Consider the following 25,598-nt stretch of genomic DNA (forward strand, 5'->3'; position numbering starts at 1 on the left):
CCCTGTGAGAGTAGGACGTTGCCAGGCAAATGAAAGACAACCTGTATTGGGTTGTCTTTTTTTGTGCTGATAAATGGAAGTGGGAAGTAAAAATGAAAAAGTGGACAGTAATTGATTAAAACCGGAAAGTAAAATTAGAAAAGTGGAAAGTAAATAAACTAAACTGGATAGTAAAAACCTTTTAGGAAGAAGTTTATTGGAATTCCTTCAAAGGAAATATAAAAAAGCAAAAAAGTTACCTTCTCATTCAGGCGAATGCCTGAATTTTTTACTTTGTGCCTTCAAATTTTAATCATTCATAAAAAATTTAGTAGTTTTTTACCATTATTCACAGGTTTTCAATTCGAGAAATTTGGAAAAAATCAGTAGTAGTGAATCGTTGCATCTACATAAAAAATTCAGTATAATCAAAGTCAAATATAGTCAAAGTCAGATGATGGGGGGTGGGAAGATGAGAAACATCTCCGATATTATTGAAAAATATTTAAAGCAGGTTTTGGAAATGAGTGAAGAGGATCTTGTTGAAATTAAGCGGAGTGAAATTGCTGATAAGTTTCAATGTGTTCCTTCACAAATCAATTATGTTATAAATACTCGTTTTACGATTGAAAGAGGATATATTGTTGAGAGTAAACGGGGCGGCGGTGGATATATTCGGATTATGAAGGTTCAATCCCACGATTTTGCCCATTTAATTGATCATTTGCTTTCACTTATTCAAAATCGGATTAGCCAAACAAGTGCCGAGGATGTCATTGTAAGACTTGTTCAGGAGGAGATCATTACCAAACGAGAGGCGAAAATTATGTTAAGTGTAATCGACCGATCTGTATTATATATTGATCTTCCATTCCGAGATGAATTAAGAGCAAGAATGCTAAAAGCGATGTTAACATCTTTAAAATATAAATAATATGCGCAGCCGGAGAGGTGAAAAAATGATTTGCCAAGAATGCAATCAAAGGCCTGCAGCACTTCATTTTACAAAAATCATTAATGGTGAAAAAACAGAAGTGCATCTTTGTGAGAAATGTGCTCAGGAAAAAGGTGAAATGTTTATCTTTAATGGAGAGTCGGGTTTTGCTTTTAATAATCTTTTAGCGGGTTTATTAAATATCGACCCATCCTTTCAAAAGCCTAGCCAAAGCCCGTTTCAACAAGAGGATATCCTACATTGTCAGCACTGCTCGATGACATTTCCACAGTTCTTAAAGATTGGCCGCTTTGGATGTGCTCATTGCTATGAGGCGTTTAAAGATCAGCTAAAGCCTGTTTTAGGTCGTCTTCATAGTGGGAACTGGACACATAACGGTAAAATACCAAAAAGAATTGGCGGCGGGATTCATCTCCGAAAACAGATTGAAGAGCTGAAAAGTCATCTAAGGGAGTCTATTTCCCATGAAGAGTTTGAGAAAGCAGCGGAGATTCGCGATGAAATACGTACCTTAGAGAAAAAATTAGCCGAAAGCGAAGAGGGAGGGAAATAACGTGTCACTTGAACGTTTTCTTAATCAAGCCGTCAGCTCTTGGATGAGTGAGGAGGGACCTGATTCGGATATTGTTCTTAGTTCCCGAATCCGTTTGGCACGAAACTTTGAAGACTATAAATTTCCTACTGTTTTTTCACATGAAGAAGCCAAAATGATTATTGTAAATATGGAAGATATTTTAAGAAAATCAGCTGTTCAAAAATTTGGGCATATGGAATTGTTGAAAATTGATGAAATGCAGCCTCTTCAGAAAAGGGTTTTAGTAGAAAAGCATTTGATCAGCCCGAAACTGGCTGAAGATTCACCACATGGTGCCGTTCTATTAACCGAAAACGAAGAAGTTAGTATTATGATTAATGAAGAGGACCATATTCGGATTCAATGCTTGTTTCCCGGTTTACAATTATCTGAAGCATTGGATGCCGCAAATGAGATAGATGATTGGCTTGAAAGTAATATTCAATACGCTTTTGACGAAAAACACGGTTATTTAACAAGCTGTCCGACCAACGTTGGAACAGGTCTCCGCGCTTCCGTAATGATGCATTTGCCAGGGTTAATCTTAACACAGCAAATTAATCGAATCATTCCTGCTATTCACCAATTAGGGCTTGTTGTAAGAGGGATTTATGGTGAGGGCAGTGAGGCACTGGGGAATATTTTTCAAATCTCCAATCAAATAACCCTTGGAAAATCGGAAGAGGATATCTGTCTTGATTTAAAAGGGGTCGTAAGCCAGTTAATCTCACAAGAAAGGTCAGCCCGTGAAGCATTACGAAAAACTTCGAACATACAATTAGAAGACAGGGTGTACCGTTCATTAGGAGTATTATCTAATAGCCGAATTATTGAATCGAAAGAAGCAGCACGTTGTTTATCGGATGTTCGGGTTGGAATCGATATGGGCTATATCGAAAATATGCCTAAGACCATTTTAAATGAATTAATGATATTAACCCAGCCGGGCTTTCTTCAGCAATATGCCGGCGGTCCATTGCGGCCGCATGAAAGGGATATTAGAAGAGCGGCGTTAATTAGGGACCGAATAAAAATGGAGAATGAAAAATAGGTGAGGAGGACGAGAATATGATGTTTGGACGTTTTACCGAAAGAGCACAGAAGGTTCTTGCTTTGGCACAAGAGGAAGCTATTCGCCTTGGACATAACAATATTGGGACTGAGCATATTTTATTAGGTTTAGTTCGAGAAGGTGAAGGAATTGCTGCAAAAGCACTGTATGGACTTGGTTTAGGTTCTGATAAAATCCAAAAAGAAGTGGAAAATTTAATTGGCAAAGGACAAGAAAATTCTCAAACGATTCACTATACTCCTAGAGCTAAAAAGGTCATTGAATTATCAATGGATGAGGCTCGAAAATTAGGACATTCCTATGTTGGAACAGAGCATATTCTCCTTGGTTTAATCCGAGAAGGAGAAGGGGTTGCTGCCCGGGTACTTAATAATCTTGGTGTCAGCTTAAATAAGGCACGACAGCAGGTTCTGCAATTATTAGGAAGCAATGAATCCGGCGGCCATCAGGGCGGGGCATCAGTAAGTGCGAATACACCAACACTCGATAGCCTTGCAAGAGATTTAACGTCGATTGCAAGGGAAGGCAGCCTAGACCCTGTGATTGGGCGCAGTAAAGAAATTCAGCGTGTCATCGAGGTGCTAAGCCGCCGTACCAAAAATAATCCAGTGTTAATCGGTGAGCCTGGCGTTGGTAAAACAGCGATTGCCGAAGGGCTTGCCCAGCAAATTGTGAACAATGAAGTGCCAGAGATTCTCCGCGATAAGCGTGTGATGACTCTTGATATGGGAACTGTTGTTGCTGGAACAAAGTATCGTGGTGAATTTGAGGATCGCTTGAAAAAGGTAATGGATGAAATTCGCCAGGCAGGAAATATCATTTTATTTATTGATGAGCTGCACACATTAATTGGTGCTGGCGGAGCGGAAGGTGCTATCGATGCCTCCAATATCTTAAAACCATCGCTTGCCCGAGGTGAGCTACAATGTATTGGGGCAACGACTCTTGATGAATATCGAAAATATATTGAAAAAGATGCAGCACTAGAACGACGATTCCAGCCGATTCGCGTCGATGAACCAACGGCTGAAGAATCCATTCAAATTTTAGAAGGCTTGCGCGACCGCTATGAGGCACACCATCGCGTTTCCATTACTGATGAAGCCATTCAAGCAGCGGTTAAGTTTTCAGACCGTTATATTTCAGACCGGTTCCTTCCAGATAAAGCGATTGACCTAATCGATGAAGCAGGGTCAAAAGTACGACTTCGCTCATATACAACCCCTCCTAATTTAAAAGAATTAGAGGTAAAGCTTGAGGAAGTGCGTAAAGAAAAGGATGCAGCCGTACAAAGTCAGGAATTTGAAAAAGCTGCTTCATTAAGGGATACGGAACAGCGTCTTCGCGAACAACTTGAAGAAACGAAGAAAACGTGGAAAGAGAAGCAAGGCAAGGAAAACAATGAGGTAACAGTTGAAGATATCGCAAGTGTGGTATCTAGCTGGACCGGAGTTCCTGTCTCCAAGCTTGCTGAAACCGAAACAACTAAGTTACTTAATTTAGAAGAAGTGCTTCATTCTCGTATTATCGGCCAGGAAGAAGCCGTCAAAGCTGTTTCAAAGGCGGTTCGCCGTGCAAGGGCAGGGCTAAAAGATCCAAAACGCCCAATTGGTTCCTTTGTCTTCCTTGGACCAACAGGAGTGGGAAAAACAGAATTAGCACGTGCCCTTGCAGAAGCCATGTTTGGTGATGAAGATGCGATGATCCGCATCGATATGTCTGAATATATGGAGAAGCACTCCACATCCAGACTAGTTGGGTCCCCTCCAGGATATGTCGGCTATGAGGAAGGCGGACAATTAACGGAAAAAGTCCGGAGAAAACCATACTCTGTTATTTTGCTGGATGAAATTGAAAAAGCACATCCGGATGTATTTAATATTCTGCTTCAAGTACTTGAAGATGGCCGCTTAACAGACTCAAAGGGCAGAACAGTTGATTTCCGAAATACTGTTTTGATTATGACATCCAATGTCGGTGCAGAGGCACTAAAACGAAACAAATATGTTGGTTTTAATATTCAAGATGGTGAGCAGGATTACAAGGATATGAAGGGAAAAGTGATGGAGGAATTAAAAAAGGCCTTCCGTCCGGAATTTTTGAATCGTATCGATGAAATCATTGTCTTCCATGCGTTAGAGAGAAAGCATCTTAATGAAATTGTCACCTTGCTATCTGACCAGTTAATCAAGCGCTTGAAAGAGCAAAATATTTCACTAGAATTAACAGAAGCAGCAAAGGAGAAAATTTCTCAAGAAGGTTATGATCCTGAATATGGAGCAAGACCACTTAGACGGGCTATTCAAAAGCATATTGAAGACCGACTCTCTGAAGAATTATTAAAAGGAACATTATTAACAGGACAGCATGCTATAATTGATGTGAATAATGGAGAATTTATTGTGAGAATGGCAGAAAAAACAAGCTTAGTAAAATAGACTTGTTTAGTTCATTAAAAATATGTTAGTCGCTTAACAACAAGCAAGAGGTACACGTGAATAAAGTCAACCCGTGTACCTCTTTTTTCATATTAAGAAGGAATAATAAATTTTGGACTTTGAGAATTGTCCAGTTTAAGGCGCCATCGGCTCGAGGTCACAAGCCAATCCGTCCAAAAGGGTAAAGAGCAACCTTTCAGTCGGCTCGTCTTGTGCTTTTCGTCGATTTACGGGCGCCTTGCGCTTTTCTTAGCTAATAGGAAAGTATAAATTTTTCAAATTTATACTTTCCTAACGCATAAGTGCAACTACGCCTCTGTCTTCGCCCTTAGGGGCTCGACAATCGGCGAGTTTTCTTTATTTTAGGTTAGCAAGTGAGGTAGGAGTCAGATGGCAAAACGAAAAACAAAGTTTATGTGTCAGGAGTGCGGGTATGAATCTCCAAAGTGGATGGGGAAGTGCCCAGGCTGTGGACAATGGAATAAGATGATTGAGGAAGTAGAAGTAACGGGTGCAACGAGAAGAGGGGCTTTTGCTCATTCTCAAAGCGGATCCAATTTATTAACCAAACCAATGCCTATTAATTCGATTGAAATGGAAAATGAACCAAGAATCCTTACCGACTTAAATGAGCTAAATCGTGTACTTGGCGGCGGTGTCGTTAAGGGCTCGTTAGTATTAATTGGCGGAGACCCTGGGATTGGTAAGTCTACTCTTCTCCTGCAGGTATCTTCACAGCTTGCCAATAAAGGGAATCAGGTTTTATACATATCTGGTGAAGAGTCATTAAGGCAGACAAAGCTTCGTGCGGAACGTTTAGGGATTGCCACAGACAATCTATTAGTATATGCAGAAACGAATTTGGAAGAAATTAATCGAACCATTGATAGCACAAATCCAAGCTTCGTGATTATTGATTCTATCCAAACGATTTTCCATCCGGATGTGACATCAGCACCGGGCAGTGTGTCACAAGTCCGCGAATGCACCTCTGAATTAATGAGGATCGGTAAAACAAAAGGAATTGCTATTTTTATTGTAGGCCACGTAACAAAAGAGGGATCCATAGCAGGTCCAAGGCTGTTAGAGCACATGGTAGATACTGTCCTTTATTTTGAAGGGGAAAGACATCACACATACCGAATTTTAAGGGCTGTTAAAAACCGCTTTGGTTCCACAAATGAAATGGGTATTTTTGAAATGAAGGAATTTGGCCTCGAGGAAGTGGAAAACCCGTCAGAAATCTTTCTCGAAGAACGGTCACGGGGAGCAGCAGGCTCGACGGTAGTAGCATCAATGGAAGGAACCCGTCCGGTTCTCGTTGAAATACAAGCGTTAATTTCGCCAACGAGCTTTGGGAATCCAAGAAGAATGGCGACAGGAATTGACCACAACCGTGTGCCGCTTTTAATGGCAGTCCTAGAAAAGCGGGTAGGGATGCTTCTAGCGAACCAAGATGCTTATTTAAAGGTAGCAGGAGGGGTGAAATTAGATGAACCTGCTATTGACTTAGCTGTAGCCGTAAGTATTGCCTCCAGTTTCAGGGATAGACCGACAAGGCCCACAGATTGTATCATTGGCGAAGTTGGATTAACAGGTGAAGTAAGAAGGGTGTCACGAATTGAGCAGAGGGTCCAGGAAGCAGCAAAACTAGGCTTTGAGCGCGTAATATTACCAGCTAATAATTTGAGCGGCTGGACAGGACCAAAAGGTGTTCAGCTCATTGGTGTCTCGTCAGTTAGCGAGGCACTTGAAGCAGCGTTGGGAGGGTAATAGATGGAAAATAAAAAGCTTGGTGAACAATCTGTCAGTGATGTTTTACAGTTTATTGCCCCCGGAACACCGATTCGCGAGGGGATTGATAATGTACTTCGGGCTAATACTGGGGGACTCATTGTCGTTGGCTATAATGAAAAGGTAAAAAGCATCGTCGATGGCGGATTCGAAATCAATTGTTCTTTTTCGCCAAGCTTTTTATATGAACTCGCAAAAATGGATGGGGCCATCATATTAAATGAAATAGGCAATAAGATTCTTTTTGCTAATGCACAGCTTGCGCCTAACCCAGAAATACCATCTTCGGAAACGGGGATGCGGCATCGTACAGCTGAACGAGTAGCCAAACAAACAAAAGCGTTAGTGATCGCTATTTCACAAAGAAGAAATGTGATTACCTTGTATCAAGGGAATTTTCGCTATGCATTAAAAGACATTGCCGTCATTTTAACAAAAGCAAATCAAGCAATTCAGACGCTTGAGAAGTATAAAGTCGTCCTCGAGCAAAGCATTACGAATTTAAGTATTATAGAGTTCGAGGAATCCGTAACCTATAACGACTTTCTACTTGTCCTTCATCGTTTTGAAATGGTCCTAAAAATTAAAAATGAACTATTAACCTTTTTGCATGAATTGGGGATAGAAGGCCGTCTCATTCGCTTGCAAATGAATGAAATTTTATCAGAATTAGAAGAAGAGACGATGCTGATCATTAAAGATTATGCGTTCGAACGGGATATTAAGGCCCGGGAAGTTCTGCAGCGAATGCAGGCGATGACGGCGAACGGGACGATTGAGGATATGGTTTTATTGAAATTATTGGGCTATCTTGGCTATGTTCACCTTGATGAATTTAAACATCCACGAGGCTATAGAATCCTTCATAAGATTCCTAGGCTCCCATCCGTTATCATTGAAAACTTAATCAGTTCTTTTGGTGAGCTGTCAAATATTATCTCAGCCACAGTGGAGCAACTGGACGATGTAGAAGGAATTGGCGAAGTTCGTGCGAAAAAAATTAAAGAAGGCTTTAAGTTAATTAAAGAACGGCTATATACCGACCGTCATCTATAAGGTAAAACTAACAATCAGGCATTAGTGGCAGTTGATCCCCTTTGTCCTTATTAGTTCCATCAAAGTTTTAATATGGGTCTCACTGTCCGATAAAGCGGGATAAAAGCATTGAAAAAACAAATTATGTGTGATAAAAAGGGCAATTTCAATTTGTTTGACACAGAATTTTTCCAGTGCTACCCTATGAGGAGTAAGTTTTTAACATAACAGATCTATTTCAATTTGTTTACAATTTAGAAAAATAATCACCAAATCGAGGTTTCAATTTTAGGAATATGTTTATAATGAATTAGAGGAGGTGAAGGAATGTTAAAACGAATTGTGCAAGCATGCTTCCTCATTTTAGGTGGTACGCTTGGAATACTGTTATTACCGGAACTATTTATTTTAATTCATATGAATGACATTCCACTTATTAATAACCCATATGTTACTGCTATTTTAGGTGCTATTATTTTTTATCTTATTACCTTTTGGGCGGTAGATTATGTCTTTAATTTCATTAAATGGGCTGAAGATTCATTAGTAAAAATTCCTGTAACGGATGTGCTTTTTGGTAGTGTTGGCTTAATTTTTGGTTTGATTGTTGCCTTTTTAATTGGTTTTGCACTTAATGCTGTGCAAGTGCCGATTTTAAATGCTGTTGTACCTATCTTGCTGACACTTTTGTTTGGCTATCTTGGCTTTCAAGTTGGCTTTAAAAAGAGGGATGAGCTATTAAGTCTTTTTGGTAATCGCGGTAACAAGAAGAAGTCTATGGATGAGGAAGCCGAAAAGACAACTGGAAAGGCTTTAAAAATATTAGATACGAGCGTCATTATTGATGGCCGTGTCGCCGATATTTGCCAGACGGGATTTTTGGAAGGTACGATTGTCATCCCACAGTTCGTTCTTGAGGAATTACAGCATATCGCGGATTCTTCCGATGTGTTGAAACGAAATCGCGGCCGTAGAGGCTTGGATATATTAAATCGGATTCAAAAAGAACTCTCCATCAAAGTAGAAATTTATGAGGGTGATTTTGAAGAAATTAGTGAAGTAGACTCAAAGCTTGTGAAGCTGGCGAAATTAACGAATGGTATCCTCGTAACGAATGATTTTAACTTAAATAAAGTGTGTGAACTGCAGAATGTCTCTGTATTAAACATCAATGATTTAGCAAACGCTGTGAAGCCGGTTGTCCTTCCTGGGGAAGAGTTAACGGTTCAAGTAATCAAGGATGGCAAAGAGCATCATCAGGGTGTTGCTTATTTAGATGATGGAACGATGATCGTTGTCGAGGAAGGAAGAGAATATATCGGCAAGAGGATTGAGGTTCTTGTTACGAGTGTTCTTCAGACATCTGCCGGTCGAATGATTTTTGCAAAACCCAAATTATTAGAAAAAGCGCTGTAGCTGGACATAGACATAGATAGACAGATTGGGGTTTTTTTATGACTTACCAAGTCATTCTCCCGGCGGCGGGCCTGGGGAAAAGAATGCGAGCGGGGAAAAATAAACTTTTATTAGAGCTTAATGGAATACCAGTGCTGATCCATACATTAAAGGTATTTGATGAGGATGAAGCCTGCACTGGCATTACTTTAGCAACACACCCTCAGGATGAGAAAGAATTTAGGGCATTGCTTAAAAAGTATCGCATAACGAAAGTAATAAATTTAGTGCCTGGTGGGGAAGAACGCCAGGATAGCATTTATAATGCTCTAAAAACAATAGAAACCAATGGAATTATTCTTGTTCATGATGCAGCTCGTCCTTTTATTCGTAAGGGACATATCCACCGTTTAATAGAAACAGCAGAAGAAACTGGTGCTGCTATTATTGGGGTGCCGGCAAAAGACACCATGAAAAAGGTACAAGATGGTGCAGTAGTGGAGACTGTCGAACGTTCAAGCTTGTGGGCTGTTCAAACCCCGCAAGCTTTTCGCATTTCCTTAATGAAGGAAGCATATGAAAAAGCAGAAAGGGATCACTTTCTTGGAACGGATGATTCCAGTTTAGTGGAGCGGCTGAATGTTCCTGTAACAATTGTAGAAGGTGATTACGACAATATCAAACTGACAACACCTGAAGATTTATACTTCGCTGAAGCAATATTGAAAAAGAGGGAGAAGGAGTTTTGCTGATGTTTCGAATTGGGCAGGGTTTTGATGTTCACCAACTAACAGAAGGGCGTCCGCTTATTATTGGCGGAATTACGATCCCTTACGAAAAAGGCCTTTTGGGCCATTCCGATGCTGATGTTTTATTACATACCGTCTCTGATGCTTGTCTTGGTGCGATTGGGGAAGGCGATATCGGCAAACATTTCCCGGATACCGATCCGAATTTTAAAGATGCCGATTCCGCAAAGCTGATGGAGCATGTTTGGAAGCTGGTAAAAGAGAAGGGGTACGAGCTTGTCAATGCCGATTGCACCATCATTGCGCAAAAGCCTAAAATGGCACCCTATATTGAGCAAATGCGCGCTCGAATTGCGGAATTACTAGAGGCAGCACCGGAACAAATTAATGTAAAAGCGACAACGACCGAAAAGCTCGGCTTCACCGGCAGAGGAGAAGGCATTGCCTCTCAGGCAGTAGTTTTATTAAAAAAGAAATGATAAAATAATTAGTTGAAACTATATAAATTATCCATGGAGGCATTATAATGTCAAACGAAGTTCGTGTAAGGTATGCTCCAAGTCCAACGGGACATTTACATATCGGAAATGCCCGTACTGCGTTATTCAATTATTTATTTGCGCGCAGCCAAGGCGGGAAATTTATTATCCGGATTGAAGATACGGATAAAAAGCGAAATATTGCCGGCGGTGAGGAAAGCCAGTTAAAATATTTAAAATGGCTTGGCATGGATTGGGATGAAGGCGTTGATGTCGGCGGAGAATACGGTCCATACCGTCAATCAGAGAGAAATGATATCTATGAAACTTACTATAATCAATTACTAGCGGATGGCCATGCATATAAATGCTACTGTACAGAAGCTGAGCTTGAAGCAGAGCGGGAAGCGCAAACGGAACGAGGCGAAACGCCACATTATTCCGGTAAATGCCGTCATTTAACAGAAGAAGAACGCCGCCAATTTGAACAAGAAGGGCGTAAACCAAGCATTCGTATTGCCGTGCCGGAAGGAACTACATATACGTTTGATGATATGGTAAAAGGCACTGTATCGTTTGAATCAGAGGGAATGGGTGATTGGGTCATTATCAAAAAGGATGGCACACCAACCTATAATTTTGCGGTAACCATTGATGACCATTTAATGGAGATCTCACATGTGCTGCGCGGTGATGACCATATTTCCAACACGCCAAAGCAGCTGATGGTCTATGAAGCATTAGGCTGGGAGCCGCCGCTCTTTGGTCATATGACACTGATTGTTAACGAAAGCCGCAAGAAATTAAGTAAACGTGATGAATCGATTATTCAGTTCATTGAGCAGTATGAGGAATTGGGTTATCTTCCAGAAGCGTTATTTAACTTTATTACATTACTTGGCTGGTCGCCTGAAGGTGAAGAGGAACTGTACACCAGAAATGATTTTATTGAAATTTTTGATGCCAACCGTCTATCAAAATCACCAGCATTATTTGATAAGCAAAAGCTTACATGGATGAACAACCAATATATGAAAAAGATTGAGGTTGACCGCGTGCTTGAGCTTGCGCTGCCACACTTAATTAAGGCAGGCCGCTTAAGTGCAAATCTAACCGATGAAGAACATCAATGGACCCGCAGCCTAGCAGCACTTTTACAGGAAAAAATGAGCTTTGGTGCGGAAATCGTGGAATTATCAGACATGTTCTTTAAAGATGAAGCAGAATATGAAGAAGATGCGAAGGAAATTCTCTCCGGGGAACAGGTTCCGGAAGTATTAAAAGCATTTTCTCATGAGCTTGGCCAGCTTGATAGCTTCCTAGCGGATGGCATAAAGGCTGCAATGAAGGCGGTACAAAAGTCCACTGGCCAAAAAGGGAAAAATCTGTTTATGCCGATTCGTGCAGCAGTAACAGGACAAACACATGGGCCAGACCTGCCACAATCGATTGAACTTCTAGGTAAACAAAAGGTTCAAAAAAGAATTCATAAAATTATTGGTTAACATTAAAGCGAAAATGTAATATAGTAACATTAAAGAATTCCAATTAAGAAAAGTGGAAGCGACCATTAAGCGAAGTATCCAAGCCGATGATCGCTGGAGCTGGACAATTATCTAAGTCCAGTGTTATTCATTTTAATATTATATTGAAAAAGTGTAGAAGAGGAAAAGTAGAAAAAAGATGCTTGAAAGAGAGAACCATCACCGGCTGAAAGTGGTTTAAGCCTCTCATTTTTTGAAATGCACCTCTGAGCCCCATTTCGAAAAGAGTCAACTTCGAGTAGATATGGGCGGAGCTATCCGTTAACAAGCTAGAGTGAGACTTTTTTAGCTCAGGGCACGTATTCTTTACGAAGCGCCCGTGAAGCTAGCCGGTCTAATCAGAGTGGAACCACGCATAAGCGTCTCTGTCGATATGACAGGGGCGTTTTTATTTTCAAAAAAACAGGGGGGGAATGGCGATGTTCAAAAATTTGAAGGAGGATGTTGAGGTTGTTTTTGAACAGGATCCAGCTGCGAGAAGCTATCTAGAAGTCATCTTAACATATTCAGGTTTACATGCCATTTGGGCACATCGATTCGCACACGCACTCTTTAACCGTAAATTATTTTTCCTTGCACGGATCATTTCTCAAGTTAGCCGATTTTTTACGGGAATTGAAATCCATCCGGGGGCAAAAATAGGCAGGAAATTTTTTATTGACCACGGTATGGGTGTAGTAATAGGGGAAACATGTGAAATTGGGGATAATGTAACTATATATCAAGGAGTTACCCTCGGCGGAACGGGTAAAGAAAAAGGGAAACGGCATCCGACAATTAAAGATAATGTCCTTATTGCCACTGGTGCAAAGGTGCTGGGATCGATTACTATCGGTGAAAATTCCAAAATTGGCGGCGGCTCTGTTGTCTTAAAAGAGGTTCCCCCTAACTCAACAGTGGTGGGGATTCCAGGCAGGGTTGTGATCCAGGACGGAAAACGAATAAATAAAGACTTAAATCATTGTGATCTGCCGGATCCAATTGCCGACCGCTTAAAAGAAATGCAAGTTGAACTACATCAGCTGAAGCAAGAACTGGATGAATTAAAAGAAGAAAGGATAAAAGTCAATGGCCATTCAAATTTATAATACACTAACAAGAAAAAAGGAAGCTTTCATACCACTTGAAGAAGGAAAAGTAAAAATGTATGTTTGCGGTCCGACAGTCTATAATTATATCCATATTGGTAATTCCCGTCCGGCAATTGTTTTTGATACTGTCAGGCGCTATTTTGAATACCGCGGCTATGATGTCGAGTATGTTTCGAACTTTACCGATGTCGACGACAAATTAATTCGGGTAGCCAATCAGTTGGGCACGGATGTTCCGACAATTGCCGACCGCTTTATCAATGCCTACTTTGAGGATGTTTCTGCATTGGGCTGCAAGAAGGCTGATATTCATCCGCGCGTAATGGAAAATATGGATATCATTATCGATTTTATCAGCCAATTAATTGAAAAAGGCTATGCATATGAATCAGAAGGCGATGTTTACTTCCATACACGCAGCTTCGATGAATACGGAAAGCTTTCCCACCAATCCATCGATGACTTGCAGGTGGGAGCAAGGATCGAAGTCGGTGATAAGAAACAGGATGATTTGGACTTTGCTTTATGGAAAGCGGTCAAGGAAGGGGAAATCTTTTGGGAAAGCCCTTGGGGACCCGGCCGGCCAGGCTGGCATATTGAATGCTCGGCAATGGCGAAAAAGTATCTTGGTGAAACGATTGATATCCATGCCGGCGGACAGGATTTAACCTTCCCGCACCATGAGAACGAAATTGCTCAGTCCGAAGCACTTTCTGGGAAAACATTCGCTCGTTATTGGATGCATAACGGCTATATCAATATTGATAATGAAAAAATGTCGAAATCACTGGGCAATTTTGTGTTAGTGCATGACATTATAAAAAAGCATAATCCACAAGTTTTACGATTCTTTATGCTGTCCGTTCATTACCGAAATCCGATCAATTACAGTGAAGAATTATTGGAGAGCACAAAGGCGGCTTTTGAACGTCTGACCACATCTTATCAAAATTTAAAACATCGAAAAGAAGCAAGTACAGACCTAGCCAGCAATAATCAAGAGTGGCTTGATAAAATATCTGCCTTACAAGACCAATTTATTGAGGCAATGGATGATGATTTTAATACAGCATTAGCCATTTCTGTTTTATTTGAGCTTTCCAAGCTGGCCAATCATTATCTTTTAGAAAAAAATACAGCTGTGGAAGTCATTGATACCTTTACAAACCAATTTGAAGAGTTGTTCCGTATTATAGGGTTAACGCTTGAAAGTGAAGAAATGCTGGACGAAGAAATTGATGCGCTGATCGAAAAGCGGAACCAGGCAAGGAAGGACCGAAATTTCCAATTATCTGACCAAATTCGAGACCAGCTAAAGGAAATGAATATTATTTTAGAAGACACCGCGCAAGGTACAAGGTGGAAAAGAGGCTAATTCATGCTTGATTATGAGAACAACATCAATGCCAAACAGTTGAATAGTCTTGCCCTTGCTTACATGGGTGATGCGGTCTTTGAGACGTATGTAAGACGCCATCTTCTCTATAACGGCAAGGTAAGACCGCATCAATTACACCGTTTAGCGACAAAATACGTCTCAGCGAAGGCACAGTGCCAAATTCTTTTTCAACTAATGGACGATCACCTTTTAAGTGAAGAAGAATTAGCTGTTGTCATGCGTGGCAGAAATGCAAAATCAGGCACGGTTCCAAAAAATACAGATGTCCAAACGTATCGTTACAGCACCGCGTTTGAAGCGTTAATGGGATATTTGTTTTTAGAAGGCCAAACGGAACGCTTAGAAGAGCTTGTGGAGAAGGCGTTTTTATACGTTGATGAAAAGAAAGGAGGAAAGTTACTGTGAACCAGGAATTTATATTTGGGAAAAATCCCGTGATTGAAGCACTTAAATCGGAAAGGGATATTAATAAAATCTTAATTGCGGAAGGGTCGCAGCGAGGCCAAATGCAGCAAATCACCCAATTGGCCAAAGAAGCACATGTTATTGTCCAATTTGTCCCAAAGAAAAAAATAGATCAAATTACCGATCAAAATCACCAAGGAGTACTTGCCTATGTAGCAGCCTATCAATATGCAGAAATGGATGATCTATTTGCCGCAGCCGAAAAGAAAAACGAGTCACCCTTCTTTTTGTTGTTGGATGAAATCGAGGATCCGCATAACCTTGGGTCGATTATGAGGACAGCAGATGCTGTCGGGGCACATGGCATTATAATTCCAAAGCGAAGGGCTGTTGGCTTAACGGCAACAGTTGCTAAGGCCTCAACAGGTGCGATTGAATATATCCCGGTTGTCCGTGTAACAAATATGGCGCGGACGATTGATGAATTAAAGGAACGGGGAGTTTGGATTGCCGGAACAGATGCTAAAGGAAAGGAAGATTATCGTCAATTGGATGGTACGCTTCCACTTGGCTTAGTGATCGGCAGCGAGGGAAAAGGAATGGGACGGTTAATTCGTGATAAATGTGATTTCCTTATTCAATTGCCGATGGTCGGAAAAGTGACCTCGTTAAATGCTTCTGTTGCTGCATCCCTACTCATGTATGAGGTTTATCGTAAACGGCACCCGCTTGAGAGGTAGCATATGGATATCTTGCTTGTCGACGGATATAACATTATCGGAGCCTGGCCGGAGCTAAGGGCATTAAAGGATCGAGATTTACCTGCTGCAAGGGATCGGCTAGTGGAAAGAATGGCAGAATACCAAGCCTTTTCCGGTTACCGTGTCATTGTTGTATTTGATGCCTATTATGTGCAAGGAACGGAGAAAAAATATAAAAACCATAAAGTAGAAGTCATCTTTACGAAAGAAAATGAAACAGCAGATGAGCGGATTGAAAAAATGGCAATCAGTCTAAGTAATCGAAAAACACAAATCCATGTAGCCACCTCCGATTACACTGAGCAATGGGCAATTTTTGGACAAGGAGCTTTACGTAAGTCCGCTCGTGAGCTGCTAATTGAAATGTCATCGATAGAAAAAGGTATCGAAAAGAAAGTAAAGAAAATTCAAGAGAAGAAACCAGTAACCAAAATACCGATTAGTGATGAAATGGCAGAAATTTTTGAAAAATGGCGCAGAGGCCAGAAATGAGCCTCGACTTCAAAATATTTCTAATGTATACTAGAAAGTATCTATGCATGTTCGGTGGAGGGGATCTACTTTGAGTACGGACTTCGGAACTAAAATCAACGAACATTTTTTCGTAATGGAAGATGAAGAAATTGTCGATTTGGTGCATCAAGGTGAAAGTGAAGCATTGGATTATTTAATCCATAAGTATCGTAATTTTGTACGTGCAAAAGCAAGATCCTATTTTTTAATTGGGGCAGATAAAGAGGATATCGTTCAGGAGGGCATGATTGGCCTTTATAAGGCGATTCGTGACTTTCGTGAGGACAAGCTTACTTCCTTCAAAGCATTTGCCGAACTATGTATAACCCGCCAAATTATCACGGCAATTAAGACTGCAACACGGCAAAAGCATATTCCGCTAAATTCCTATGTGTCTTTGGACAAGCCTATTTATGACGAAGAATCAGACCGAACATTGATGGATGTTTTGTCCGGCGCTAAAGTATTGGATCCGGAGGAGTTAATTATTAATCAAGAGGAGTTTGACCATATTGAGGTCAAAATGACTGAATTATTGAGCGATTTGGAAAGAAAAGTATTGGCTCTCTATTTAGATGGTCAATCCTATCAAGAGATATCTGAGGAGCTTAATCGTCATGTTAAATCCATTGATAACGCTCTGCAGCGGGTGAAAAGAAAGCTTGAGCGCTACTTAGAAATACGTGAATTTTCGCTGTGATTTCAGATAAAGATGTATGCCCTAATCATGAGTCCGTTCTCAATGGTTATTGACATTAATTAGGGGTCGTGTTACATTTTGATGGAAAAAGAAAAGAGGACTCGCCCGTTTAGTGGCGGATACTTTTATTTTATAAGAAAAATGGTAGAAGGTGTCGAATATGAGCAAAAAAGTCATACTTGCTTGTGTTGATTGCGGCTCGCGGAATTATTCGACAGTCAGCAAGCAGGAGCAAACAGAACGATTAGAATTAAAGAAATTCTGTAAAACTTGCGCAACCCATACCATCCACCGGGAAACAAAATAACGATTATTGATATGAGCATTGCTACTTAAGATAGTTGGGGGTTACGAAATATGAAGCGTATAACTAAGTTCTTCAGTGATATTGTCCGTGAAATGAGGAAGGTTAGCTGGCCAAAACGCGGTGAATTAATTCGATCTACCGTTACTGTTTTATCAACTGTTGTTTTTTTTGGAGTGTTCTTCGCTGTTCTGGATTTAGGGATTTCAAAATTGATTCGCTTAATTCTTGAATAATAAGTCAGCATTCATGGTATAATGGTAGTCAATAAAGGAAATTTTAGCTAAAAGCCCGTTTTGACGGGTTTTTTAATTTGTTTTACAAAAGCGGAAGCTTCCTTCGTGCGAGGTATCGCTTCCGAAGCTTATTCTTTTGGAGCTAGACGATTATAAAAGTTTAATAAACAAACAGCGTATAGGGAGGGACGGACATTTAGTCCTCTTAAATGGAAAAGAATTGGTATGTAGTTCATACTTACTCAGGGTATGAAAATAAAGTAAAGGCAAATTTAGAAAAACGGGTGGAATCAATGGGTATGGCGGATAAAATCTTCCGTGTCGTTGTTCCTGAAGAAGAAGAAACAGAAATCAAAAATGGTAAGAAAAAGGTCGTAAAACGAAAAGTTTTCCCTGGTTATGTATTAGTTGAAATTGTGATGACAGATGATTCGTGGTATGTCGTGCGCAATACACCTGGTGTAACTGGATTTGTCGGTTCTGCTGGATCAGGCTCAAAGCCGACTCCGTTATTGCCGGAAGAGGTAGTTGTGTTACTGAAGCGCATGGGCGTAGAGGAAAAACGAGTCGATGTAGACTATGAAATTGGTGAGACAGTCCGCGTAAAAGAAGGCCCATTTGCGAACTTCACTGGGTCTGTTGAAGAGATGGACAAGGACAAATCTAAGCTTAAAGTTTTAGTCAATATGTTTGGCCGAGATACCCCGGTGGAACTAGAGTTTACACAAATTGAGAAACTTTAAATAGAAAAGCGGAAGCGCCCGGTTAGCGACGCATGGCCACTAGTCGCTGGAGCTTGATAACTATCAAAGTTCAAATAAAAATAATCTTATATTGTAAAAAAACTTGAAATCATTTTTAAAAAATGTTAATATTTCATAGGTCAGTATGTCTCCAATGTGAGACGAGACTATTGTTAAGTTCTTTATGATTTTTATATAAAGACAGATGCCTGAGTGGGAGGGTTCCTAAGTGATCCCAATTACCACATCACGGACTTTAAGGAGGTGTGTCTCGTGGCTAAAAAAGTAATTAAAGTCGTTAAATTACAAATTCCTGCTGGTAAAGCAAACCCAGCGCCGCCAGTTGGTCCTGCACTAGGTCAAGCCGGTGTTAATATCATGGGATTCTGTAAAGAATTTAACGCTCGTACAGCAGATCAAGCTGGATTAATCATTCCTGTTGAAATCACGGTATTTGAAGACCGTTCATTTACATTTATTACGAAAACTCCTCCTGCTGCCGTTCTTTTAAAAGTAGCAGCTGGAATTCAGTCTGGTTCAGGTGAACCTAACCGTAATAAAGTAGCAACAGTAAAGCGTGATAAAGTACGCGAGATTGCGGAACAAAAAATGCCTGACCTTAACGCAGCTAGCGTTGAAGCAGCAATGCGCATGGTTGAAGGTACTGCACGCAGCATGGGTATCGTCATCGAAGACTAATCCATGTAAATTTTATTGTTGTAATGAAGGGGTTGCGTAGCTGATTGTTCACTCGCAACCTTTTTCGTGGGAGAGTAATTCGCTAAAACCACAATCTAGGAGGAAATTAAAATGGCTAAAAAAGGTAAAAAGTATTTAGAAGCTGCTAAGCTTGTAGATCGCTTAAAAGCTTACCCGATTGCAGAAGCAATTGATCTTGCAAAGAAAACAAACTTCACAAAATTTGATGCGACTCTTGAAGTGGCTTTCCGTTTAGGTGTTGACCCTAAGAAAGCTGACCAACAAATCCGTGGTGCGGTTGTACTTCCAAACGGAACTGGTAAAACTCAACGCGTTTTAGTATTCGCGAAGGGTGAGAAAGTGAAGGAAGCAGAAGCAGCTGGTGCTGATTATGTAGGTGATTCAGAATATATCAACAAGATCCAACAAGGTTGGTTTGACTTTGATGTAATCGTAGCAACTCCTGACATGATGGGTGAAGTTGGTAAACTTGGTCGTGTATTAGGACCTAAAGGCTTAATGCCAAACCCTAAAACAGGTACAGTTACATTTGATGTAACAAGAGCAATTAATGAAATTAAAGCAGGTAAAGTTGAATACCGCGTTGATAAATCTGGTAACATCCATGTGCCAATCGGTAAAGCATCTTTTGAAAACGAAAAGCTTGTTGAAAACTTCAATACTGTGTTTGAAACATTGTTAAAAGTGAAACCTGCTGCTGCAAAAGGTACTTACATGAAGAACGTTACTGTTGCTTCAACAATGGGACCGGGTGTTAAGGTAGATCCTTCTTCAGTTGCAGTAAAGTAATTTTTTACCAATTGACAATCTAGATGATATTTTATATAATCTATTTTGTTGTTTAAAATAATAAACATTTGTACTGTAGACAGCAGGTGCTTAAAAGCTTAATTTCCTGCCGAGGTAATGCGATAGAATTAGCTGATCATTCAGCTGTTGTATGCTGCCTCCATGTCTAGATTGATATGGAGGCTTTTACTTGCCTGGGGTATAAATGTAGACAATCTACAGGAGGTGTAAAGATGAGCAGTGCAATCGAAGTAAAAAAACACATCGTTGAAGAAATTACTGATAAATTAAAGAATAGCGTATCAACTGTTGTTGTTGATTACCGTGGTCTTTCGGTTTCTGAAGTGACTGAACTACGTAAACAACTTCGCGAAGCTGGCGTTGAGTTCAAGGTTTACAAAAACACGATGACTCGCCGTGCAGCTGAAGCAGCTGAACTTTCAGGCTTAAACGAGGCATTAACAGGCCCGAACGCGATCGCGTTTAGTACTGAAGATGTAGTAGCACCAGCTAAAATCTTAAATGACTTTGCGAAAAAACACGAGGCGCTTGAACTTAAAGCAGGTGTAATCGAAGGAAACGTCGCGACAGCAGAAGAGATTAAAGCTCTTGCAGACCTACCATCACGCGAAGGCTTGCTTTCTATGCTACTCAGCGTACTACAAGCTCCAATTCGCAATCTTGCTCTTGCTGCAAAAGCAGTGGCAGATCAAAAAGAAGAACAAGGCGCGTAAGTTAATAGAAAAGCTGAAGCGACCGTTTAGCAGCGTATGGCCTGGAGCGCTTCAACTGAGATAAAGGAAACACGGAGAGCGCAAGCGACGATGTTGACTTATCGTAGGGAGAAGAGCGAAGGACACTAGCTGCTGGGAGCTGAAGCTGGACAAATCTGAAGCGTAACCAATAAATGTAATGAAAACTAAGGAGGAAATTAATCATGACTAAAGAACAAATCATTGAAGCAGTTAAAAATATGACTGTTTTAGAACTTAACGATCTTGTAAAAGCAATCGAAGAAGAATTCGGCGTAACTGCTGCTGCTCCTGTAGCAATGGTAGGCGGAGCTGGTGCTGCTGCTGTTGAAGAAAAAACTGAATTCGATGTAATCCTAGCTGGCGCTGGAGATCAAAAAATCAAGGTTATCAAAGTTGTTCGTGAAATCACTGGTCTTGGACTTAAAGAAGCAAAAGACCTTGTTGATAACACTCCAAAACCACTTAAAGAAGGCATCGCTAAAGAAGAAGCTGAAGCAATCAAAGCTAAGCTTGATGAAGTTGGAGCTAACGTTGAAGTTAAGTAATTTTTCTATAAAAAAGCTCGCTGTTTAAGCGGGCTTTTTTTGGCTTATCTAAATAGCGCGTATAATGTCCTCGAATATCTTCAATTATCTACTCTCCGGAGGTGAGTCTAATGTCTGAACACTACTATTCTCGAACCCAAAAGGTTGAAAGTGATCCGAAATATTGGGATTACACCTTAAGAAATCATCCTTTTCGCTTTAAAACCGATAACGGTGTTTTTTCAAAAAGAGAAGTAGATTTTGGCTCGCGTTTACTAATTGGGTCTTTTGTGATGCCGGCGGCGGAAGGGCTTGTGCTAGATGTGGGCTGCGGCTATGGCCCGATTGGTTTAACAATTGCTAAAGACAACCCCGGTCGTACGGTTCACATGGTTGATGTTAATGAACGAGCGATCCAGTTAGCAATGGAAAATGCATCTCTAAACCGGATTGATAATGTTGACATCTATGAAAGTGACCGGTTGTTATCTGTTAAAGGAAATAACTTCGCTGCCGTTTTAACAAATCCACCGATTAGGGCGGGAAAAAAGACGGTTCATGATATTTTTGAACAAAGCTACGAGCATCTTGTTCCAAATGGTGAGCTTTGGGTAGTGATTCAAAAGAAACAAGGAGCACCATCTGCATTAGAAAAATTAAAGTCACTATTTTCCGATGTTGAGACTATTGACAAATCAAAAGGCTATTTTATCATTAAGGCGATAAAGTGAAACTAATAAAAAAGGTCTTACTGCCCGTTAAAGCGAGATAAAATAGTTGACTTGAAATTGTCATTGTGGTAGCATTATAAAATGCCATCATAATAATTTCCGAATTATTCCTTAAAATACTTATTTTTTAGTATAAAAAAGGAATTAGAGGGAAATGATGACAAAATAATAGTCGAAATGTGAAAATGTGGTTTTTGAGTAAAAAACCCTTTTTCTTTTTGCCTAATAGGATGGACCATAGGTTCTCCTGATAGACATAAATAGATTTATTAAATAACGCTTGATTTGAGGGGTGAATCAGTTGACAGGTCAACTAGTTCAGTATGGACGACACCGCCAACGAAGAAGTTACGCACGAATCAGTGAAGTTTTAGAATTACCAAATCTTATTGAAATCCAAACCTCTTCATATCAATGGTTTCTGGATGAGGGATTGCGTGAAATGTTTCAAGATATTTCACCGATTGAAGACTTTACTGGTAACCTATCACTAGAATTTATTGATTACAGCCTTGGCGATCCAAAGTATTCTGTTGAAGAATCAAAAGAACGGGACGTTACATATTCTGCTCCATTGCGTGTGAAAGTACGTCTTGTAAACAAAGAAACAGGCGAAGTAAAAGATCAAGATGTATTCATGGGTGATTTTCCACTTATGACGGAAACAGGTACGTTTGTCATCAATGGGGCAGAACGCGTAATTGTTTCACAGTTAGTTCGTTCACCGAGCGTTTACTTTAGCGGAAAACTTGATAAAAATGGCAAGAAGGGCTTTACAGCGACTGTAATTCCGAACCGCGGCGCTTGGCTTGAATATGAAACAGACGCCAAAGATGTCGTATATGTGAGAATAGATCGTACTCGGAAACTGCCCGTTACGGTTCTTTTGCGTGCACTTGGCTTCGGTTCTGATCAAGAAATCATTGATTTGATCGGGGATAACGAGTATATCCGTAATACGCTTGAAAAGGATAACACGGAAGGTGTCGACAAAGCGCTTTTAGAAATATATGAGCGTCTTCGTCCGGGTGAACCGCCAACCGTTGATAACGCAAAGAGCTTATTAGTATCACGTTTCTTTGATCCAAAGCGCTATGATTTAGCCAATGTAGGTCGTTATAAAATCAATAAAAAGCTTCATATTAAAAACCGCCTATTTAATCAACGCTTAGCGGAGTCACTTGCCGATCCAGAAACAGGTGAAATTATTGCTGAAAAAGGAACAGTCCTAGATAGGAGAAACCTTGACAGAATTTTACCGGCTCTTGAAAAGAATATTAATTTCAAAAGCTTTAACCCTGTTGGCGGCGTAGTTGAGGATGAAGTAATCCTTCAAGGCATTAAAATCTATGCTCCTGGCGATGAAAATGAAAAAGTTATTAATGTATTAGGTAATGCTTACGTGGCAGAACCAATTAAAAACATTACTTCGTCGGATATCATTGCATCAATTAGCTACTTCTTCAATTTATTACATGGAGTAGGCGATACAGATGATATCGACCATCTAGGTAACAGACGTCTTCGTTCTGTAGGTGAACTGCTGCAGAATCAATTCCGTATCGGGTTGTCCCGGATGGAGCGTGTTGTTCGTGAAAGAATGTCGATTCAAGATACAGCAACGATTACACCGCAGCAATTAATTAATATTCGTCCGGTTATTGCTTCGATCAAAGAGTTCTTTGGAAGCTCACAATTATCACAGTTCATGGATCAAACCAATCCGCTTGCAGAATTAACTCATAAGCGTCGTCTTTCTGCACTCGGACCTGGCGGTTTGACACGTGAACGTGCCGGTATGGAAGTACGTGACGTTCACTACTCCCACTATGGCCGTATGTGTCCGATTGAAACACCGGAAGGACCAAACATTGGTCTGATTAACTCACTATCATCGTACGCAAAGGTAAACCGATTCGGCTTTATTGAAACACCATACCGCCGTGTTGATCCGGATACTGGAAAAGTAACAGGCCGTATTGATTACTTAACAGCTGACGAGGAAGATAACTATGTGGTAGCGCAGGCGAATTCCCGTTTAGGAGACGATGGTTCCTTCCTTGATGATGAAGTTGTTGCTCGTTTCCGTGGTGAAAACACGGTTGTAAAACGAGAACGGATCGATTACATGGACGTATCGCCGAAGCAGGTTGTTTCTGCAGCGACAGCATGTATTCCATTCCTTGAAAATGATGACTCTAACCGTGCCTTGATGGGTGCGAACATGCAGCGTCAGGCAGTACCGTTAATGCAGCCGGAAGCGCCTCGAGTTGGTACAGGTATGGAATATGTATCAGGTAAAGACTCTGGTGCAGCGGTTATTTGTAAGCATGATGGTATTGTTGAACATGTAGAAGCTCGTGAAGTATGGGTTCGTCAAACGAAGGAAGTTGATGGCCAAGAAGTAAAAGGCGATCTAAAAAAATATCGACTTTTAAAATTTATCCGCTCCAACCAAGGTACTTGCTATAACCAACGTCCAATCGTTGCTGTTGGCAACCGTGTAAAAAAGGGTGAAATTCTTGCTGATGGCCCATCAATGGAGTTAGGTGAATTAGCTCTTGGACGGAATGTTCTCGTTGCCTTTATGACATGGGATGGCTATAACTATGAAGATGCCATCATTATGAGTGAACGTCTAGTTAAAGACGATGTCTATACTTCGATTCATATTGAAGAATATGAATCAGAATCTCGTGATACAAAACTAGGACCAGAAGAAATTACCCGCGATATTCCAAACGTTGGGGAAGATGCCCTTCGTAATTTGGATGAGCGCGGTATTATCCGCACTGGTGCTGAAGTAAAAGACGGAGATCTCCTCGTTGGTAAAGTAACGCCTAAGGGTGTGACAGAATTAACGGCTGAAGAACGTCTCTTACATGCTATTTTTGGTGAAAAAGCTCGTGAAGTCCGCGATACTTCACTTAGAGTTCCGCACGGCGGCGGTGGTATTGTTCATGATGTCAAAGTCTTTAATCGTGAAGATGGCGACGAACTTCCTCCAGGTGTAAACCAGCTTGTTCGTGTCTATATTGTTCAAAAGCGTAAAATCCATCAAGGGGATAAGATGGCAGGACGCCACGGTAACAAAGGGGTTATCTCCCGAATTTTACCTGAAGAAGACATGCCATATTTACCAGATGGTACACCTGTTGATATCATGCTAAACCCTTTAGGAGTTCCATCGCGTATGAACATTGGTCAGGTGTTGGAACTTCATCTTGGAATGGCAGCCCGCTACCTTGGTATTCACGTGGCATCTCCAGTATTTGACGGGGCCACTGAGGAAGATGTGTGGGGCACGATTGAAGAAGCTGGTATGGCTCGTGATGCGAAAACAGTCCTTTATGATGGCCGTTCCGGTGAGCCATTTGATAACCGTGTCTCTGTCGGTGTCATGTATATGATTAAACTTGCACACATGGTTGATGATAAGCTCCATGCTCGTTCTACCGGACCTTACTCGCTTGTTACGCAGCAGCCGCTTGGCGGTAAAGCTCAATTTGGCGGGCAGCGCTTTGGTGAAATGGAGGTTTGGGCACTTGAGGCATACGGTGCCGCATACACGCTACAAGAAATTCTTACCGTTAAATCAGATGACGTTGTTGGTCGTGTAAAAACATATGAAGCCATCGTTAAAGGTGAAAATGTTCCTGAGCCAGGTGTTCCTGAATCATTCAAAGTATTAATTAAAGAACTTCAAAGTCTTGGTTTGGATGTAAAAATTCTTTCCGGTGATGAAAAAGAAATTGAAATGCGCGATACGGAAGATGAAGACGACTTACAGCAAGTCGACACATTAAACATTGTCCCTGAGGTACAAAACTTAGAATCAGAAAAAGTAGGTTCAAAAGAATAAGTAATCAATCTTTTTGCTTCAGCGCACGTTAGTTCGTGCGCTTGGAGCTTT

The 25,598-nt window shown here is 40.7% G+C and carries 25 protein-coding genes and 2 other annotated features; all 25 genes read left to right on the plus strand.

Translation table 11 applies throughout. From position 1 onward, the window contains the following. The first annotated feature begins 451 nt into the window (after positions 1-451). Complete coding sequence (locus V7150_RS02625) at positions 452-913, plus strand: CtsR family transcriptional regulator (protein ID WP_283921033.1); 462 nt, start codon at positions 452-454, stop codon at positions 911-913. Between the two features lie 25 nt (positions 914-938). Beyond that, positions 939-1,487: a UvrB/UvrC motif-containing protein gene (locus V7150_RS02630; protein WP_335513356.1), complete on the plus strand. Its 549-nt coding sequence runs from the start codon at positions 939-941 to the stop codon at positions 1,485-1,487. Position 1,488: 1 nt separating this feature from the next. After that, the gene (locus V7150_RS02635) at positions 1,489-2,559 is read left to right on the plus strand and encodes a protein arginine kinase (protein ID WP_335513358.1); all 1,071 of its coding nucleotides are present in this window, start codon (positions 1,489-1,491) and stop codon (positions 2,557-2,559) included. A 17-nt stretch (positions 2,560-2,576) separates the two neighbouring features. Further along, positions 2,577-5,018, plus strand: a complete 2,442-nt coding sequence (gene clpC / locus V7150_RS02640) for an ATP-dependent protease ATP-binding subunit ClpC (protein WP_335513360.1) — start codon at positions 2,577-2,579, stop codon at positions 5,016-5,018. A 390-nt stretch (positions 5,019-5,408) separates the two neighbouring features. Continuing rightward, positions 5,409-6,791, plus strand: a complete 1,383-nt coding sequence (gene radA / locus V7150_RS02645) for a DNA repair protein RadA (RefSeq protein ID WP_335513362.1) — start codon at positions 5,409-5,411, stop codon at positions 6,789-6,791. Between the two features lie 3 nt (positions 6,792-6,794). Beyond that, positions 6,795-7,868: a DNA integrity scanning diadenylate cyclase DisA gene (disA, locus tag V7150_RS02650; protein WP_335513364.1), complete on the plus strand. Its 1,074-nt coding sequence runs from the start codon at positions 6,795-6,797 to the stop codon at positions 7,866-7,868. Between the two features lie 306 nt (positions 7,869-8,174). Continuing rightward, positions 8,175-9,263, plus strand: coding sequence for a PIN/TRAM domain-containing protein (locus V7150_RS02655; protein WP_335513366.1), 1,089 nt, complete (start codon positions 8,175-8,177; stop codon positions 9,261-9,263). A gap of 38 nt (positions 9,264-9,301) precedes the next feature. Then, positions 9,302-9,994: a 2-C-methyl-D-erythritol 4-phosphate cytidylyltransferase gene (gene ispD / locus V7150_RS02660; protein WP_335513368.1), complete on the plus strand. Its 693-nt coding sequence runs from the start codon at positions 9,302-9,304 to the stop codon at positions 9,992-9,994. Further along, positions 9,994-10,470 carry a 2-C-methyl-D-erythritol 2,4-cyclodiphosphate synthase gene (ispF, locus tag V7150_RS02665; protein ID WP_335513370.1) on the plus strand — a complete coding sequence of 159 codons (477 nt, stop codon included), beginning with the start codon at positions 9,994-9,996 and terminating at the stop codon, positions 10,468-10,470. Before ispD ends, ispF begins: the two co-directional genes overlap by 1 nt. A 47-nt stretch (positions 10,471-10,517) precedes the next feature. Continuing rightward, positions 10,518-11,975 (plus strand): glutamate--tRNA ligase, encoded by a 1,458-nt coding sequence (gltX, locus tag V7150_RS02670; RefSeq protein ID WP_335513373.1) that lies wholly within the window; start codon positions 10,518-10,520, stop codon positions 11,973-11,975. Between the two features lie 145 nt (positions 11,976-12,120). Next, positions 12,121-12,384 (plus strand) — a binding site (T-box leader). 49 nt (positions 12,385-12,433) lie between these two features. After that, positions 12,434-13,102 carry a serine O-acetyltransferase gene (gene cysE / locus V7150_RS02675; RefSeq protein WP_335513375.1) on the plus strand — a complete coding sequence of 223 codons (669 nt, stop codon included), beginning with the start codon at positions 12,434-12,436 and terminating at the stop codon, positions 13,100-13,102. After that, a complete protein-coding gene (gene cysS, locus V7150_RS02680) occupies positions 13,083-14,480 on the plus strand; it encodes a cysteine--tRNA ligase (protein WP_335513377.1) in 1,398 nt (465 codons plus the stop codon). Before cysE ends, cysS begins: the two co-directional genes overlap by 20 nt. Positions 14,481-14,483: 3 nt before the next feature. Continuing rightward, positions 14,484-14,909 carry a Mini-ribonuclease 3 gene (locus V7150_RS02685; protein WP_335513379.1) on the plus strand — a complete coding sequence of 142 codons (426 nt, stop codon included), beginning with the start codon at positions 14,484-14,486 and terminating at the stop codon, positions 14,907-14,909. Further along, complete coding sequence (gene rlmB, locus V7150_RS02690) at positions 14,906-15,649, plus strand: 23S rRNA (guanosine(2251)-2'-O)-methyltransferase RlmB (RefSeq protein WP_335513381.1); 744 nt, start codon at positions 14,906-14,908, stop codon at positions 15,647-15,649. Before V7150_RS02685 ends, rlmB begins: the two co-directional genes overlap by 4 nt. A gap of 3 nt (positions 15,650-15,652) precedes the next feature. Next, positions 15,653-16,162, plus strand: a complete 510-nt coding sequence (locus V7150_RS02695) for an NYN domain-containing protein (protein ID WP_335513384.1) — start codon at positions 15,653-15,655, stop codon at positions 16,160-16,162. Positions 16,163-16,232: 70 nt separating this feature from the next. Beyond that, positions 16,233-16,883: an RNA polymerase sporulation sigma factor SigH gene (sigH, locus tag V7150_RS02700; protein ID WP_335513386.1), complete on the plus strand. Its 651-nt coding sequence runs from the start codon at positions 16,233-16,235 to the stop codon at positions 16,881-16,883. Positions 16,884-17,043: 160 nt separating this feature from the next. Then, positions 17,044-17,190 carry a 50S ribosomal protein L33 gene (gene rpmG, locus V7150_RS02705; RefSeq protein ID WP_283921049.1) on the plus strand — a complete coding sequence of 49 codons (147 nt, stop codon included), beginning with the start codon at positions 17,044-17,046 and terminating at the stop codon, positions 17,188-17,190. A 50-nt stretch (positions 17,191-17,240) separates the two neighbouring features. Then, the gene (gene secE, locus V7150_RS02710; RefSeq protein WP_283921050.1) at positions 17,241-17,423 is read left to right on the plus strand and encodes a preprotein translocase subunit SecE; all 183 of its coding nucleotides are present in this window, start codon (positions 17,241-17,243) and stop codon (positions 17,421-17,423) included. 209 nt (positions 17,424-17,632) lie between these two features. Beyond that, on the plus strand, positions 17,633-18,166 hold the full coding sequence (gene nusG, locus V7150_RS02715; RefSeq protein WP_335513388.1) for a transcription termination/antitermination protein NusG: 534 nt from the start codon (positions 17,633-17,635) through the stop codon (positions 18,164-18,166). A 273-nt stretch (positions 18,167-18,439) separates the two neighbouring features. Then, on the plus strand, positions 18,440-18,865 hold the full coding sequence (rplK, locus tag V7150_RS02720; protein WP_141561102.1) for a 50S ribosomal protein L11: 426 nt from the start codon (positions 18,440-18,442) through the stop codon (positions 18,863-18,865). A gap of 111 nt (positions 18,866-18,976) precedes the next feature. Continuing rightward, positions 18,977-19,675: a 50S ribosomal protein L1 gene (gene rplA, locus V7150_RS02725; RefSeq protein WP_335513390.1), complete on the plus strand. Its 699-nt coding sequence runs from the start codon at positions 18,977-18,979 to the stop codon at positions 19,673-19,675. Positions 19,676-19,730: 55 nt separating this feature from the next. After that, positions 19,731-19,873: a sequence feature (ribosomal protein L10 leader region), on the plus strand. A 35-nt stretch (positions 19,874-19,908) separates the two neighbouring features. Continuing rightward, the gene (gene rplJ, locus V7150_RS02730) at positions 19,909-20,409 is read left to right on the plus strand and encodes a 50S ribosomal protein L10 (protein WP_335513392.1); all 501 of its coding nucleotides are present in this window, start codon (positions 19,909-19,911) and stop codon (positions 20,407-20,409) included. A gap of 203 nt (positions 20,410-20,612) precedes the next feature. Continuing rightward, entirely contained in the window at positions 20,613-20,975 is a 363-nt protein-coding gene (rplL, locus tag V7150_RS02735) for a 50S ribosomal protein L7/L12 (protein WP_335513393.1), read from the plus strand. A 110-nt stretch (positions 20,976-21,085) separates the two neighbouring features. After that, entirely contained in the window at positions 21,086-21,685 is a 600-nt protein-coding gene (locus tag V7150_RS02740) for a class I SAM-dependent methyltransferase (protein ID WP_335513395.1), read from the plus strand. Positions 21,686-21,986: 301 nt separating this feature from the next. Then, positions 21,987-25,547: a DNA-directed RNA polymerase subunit beta gene (gene rpoB / locus V7150_RS02745; protein ID WP_335513396.1), complete on the plus strand. Its 3,561-nt coding sequence runs from the start codon at positions 21,987-21,989 to the stop codon at positions 25,545-25,547. Positions 25,548-25,598: the final 51 nt, after the last annotated feature.

The organism is Neobacillus drentensis (assembly GCF_036965245.1).
Taxonomy (GTDB): Bacteria; Bacillota; Bacilli; order Bacillales; family Cytobacillaceae; genus Neobacillus; species Neobacillus drentensis_G.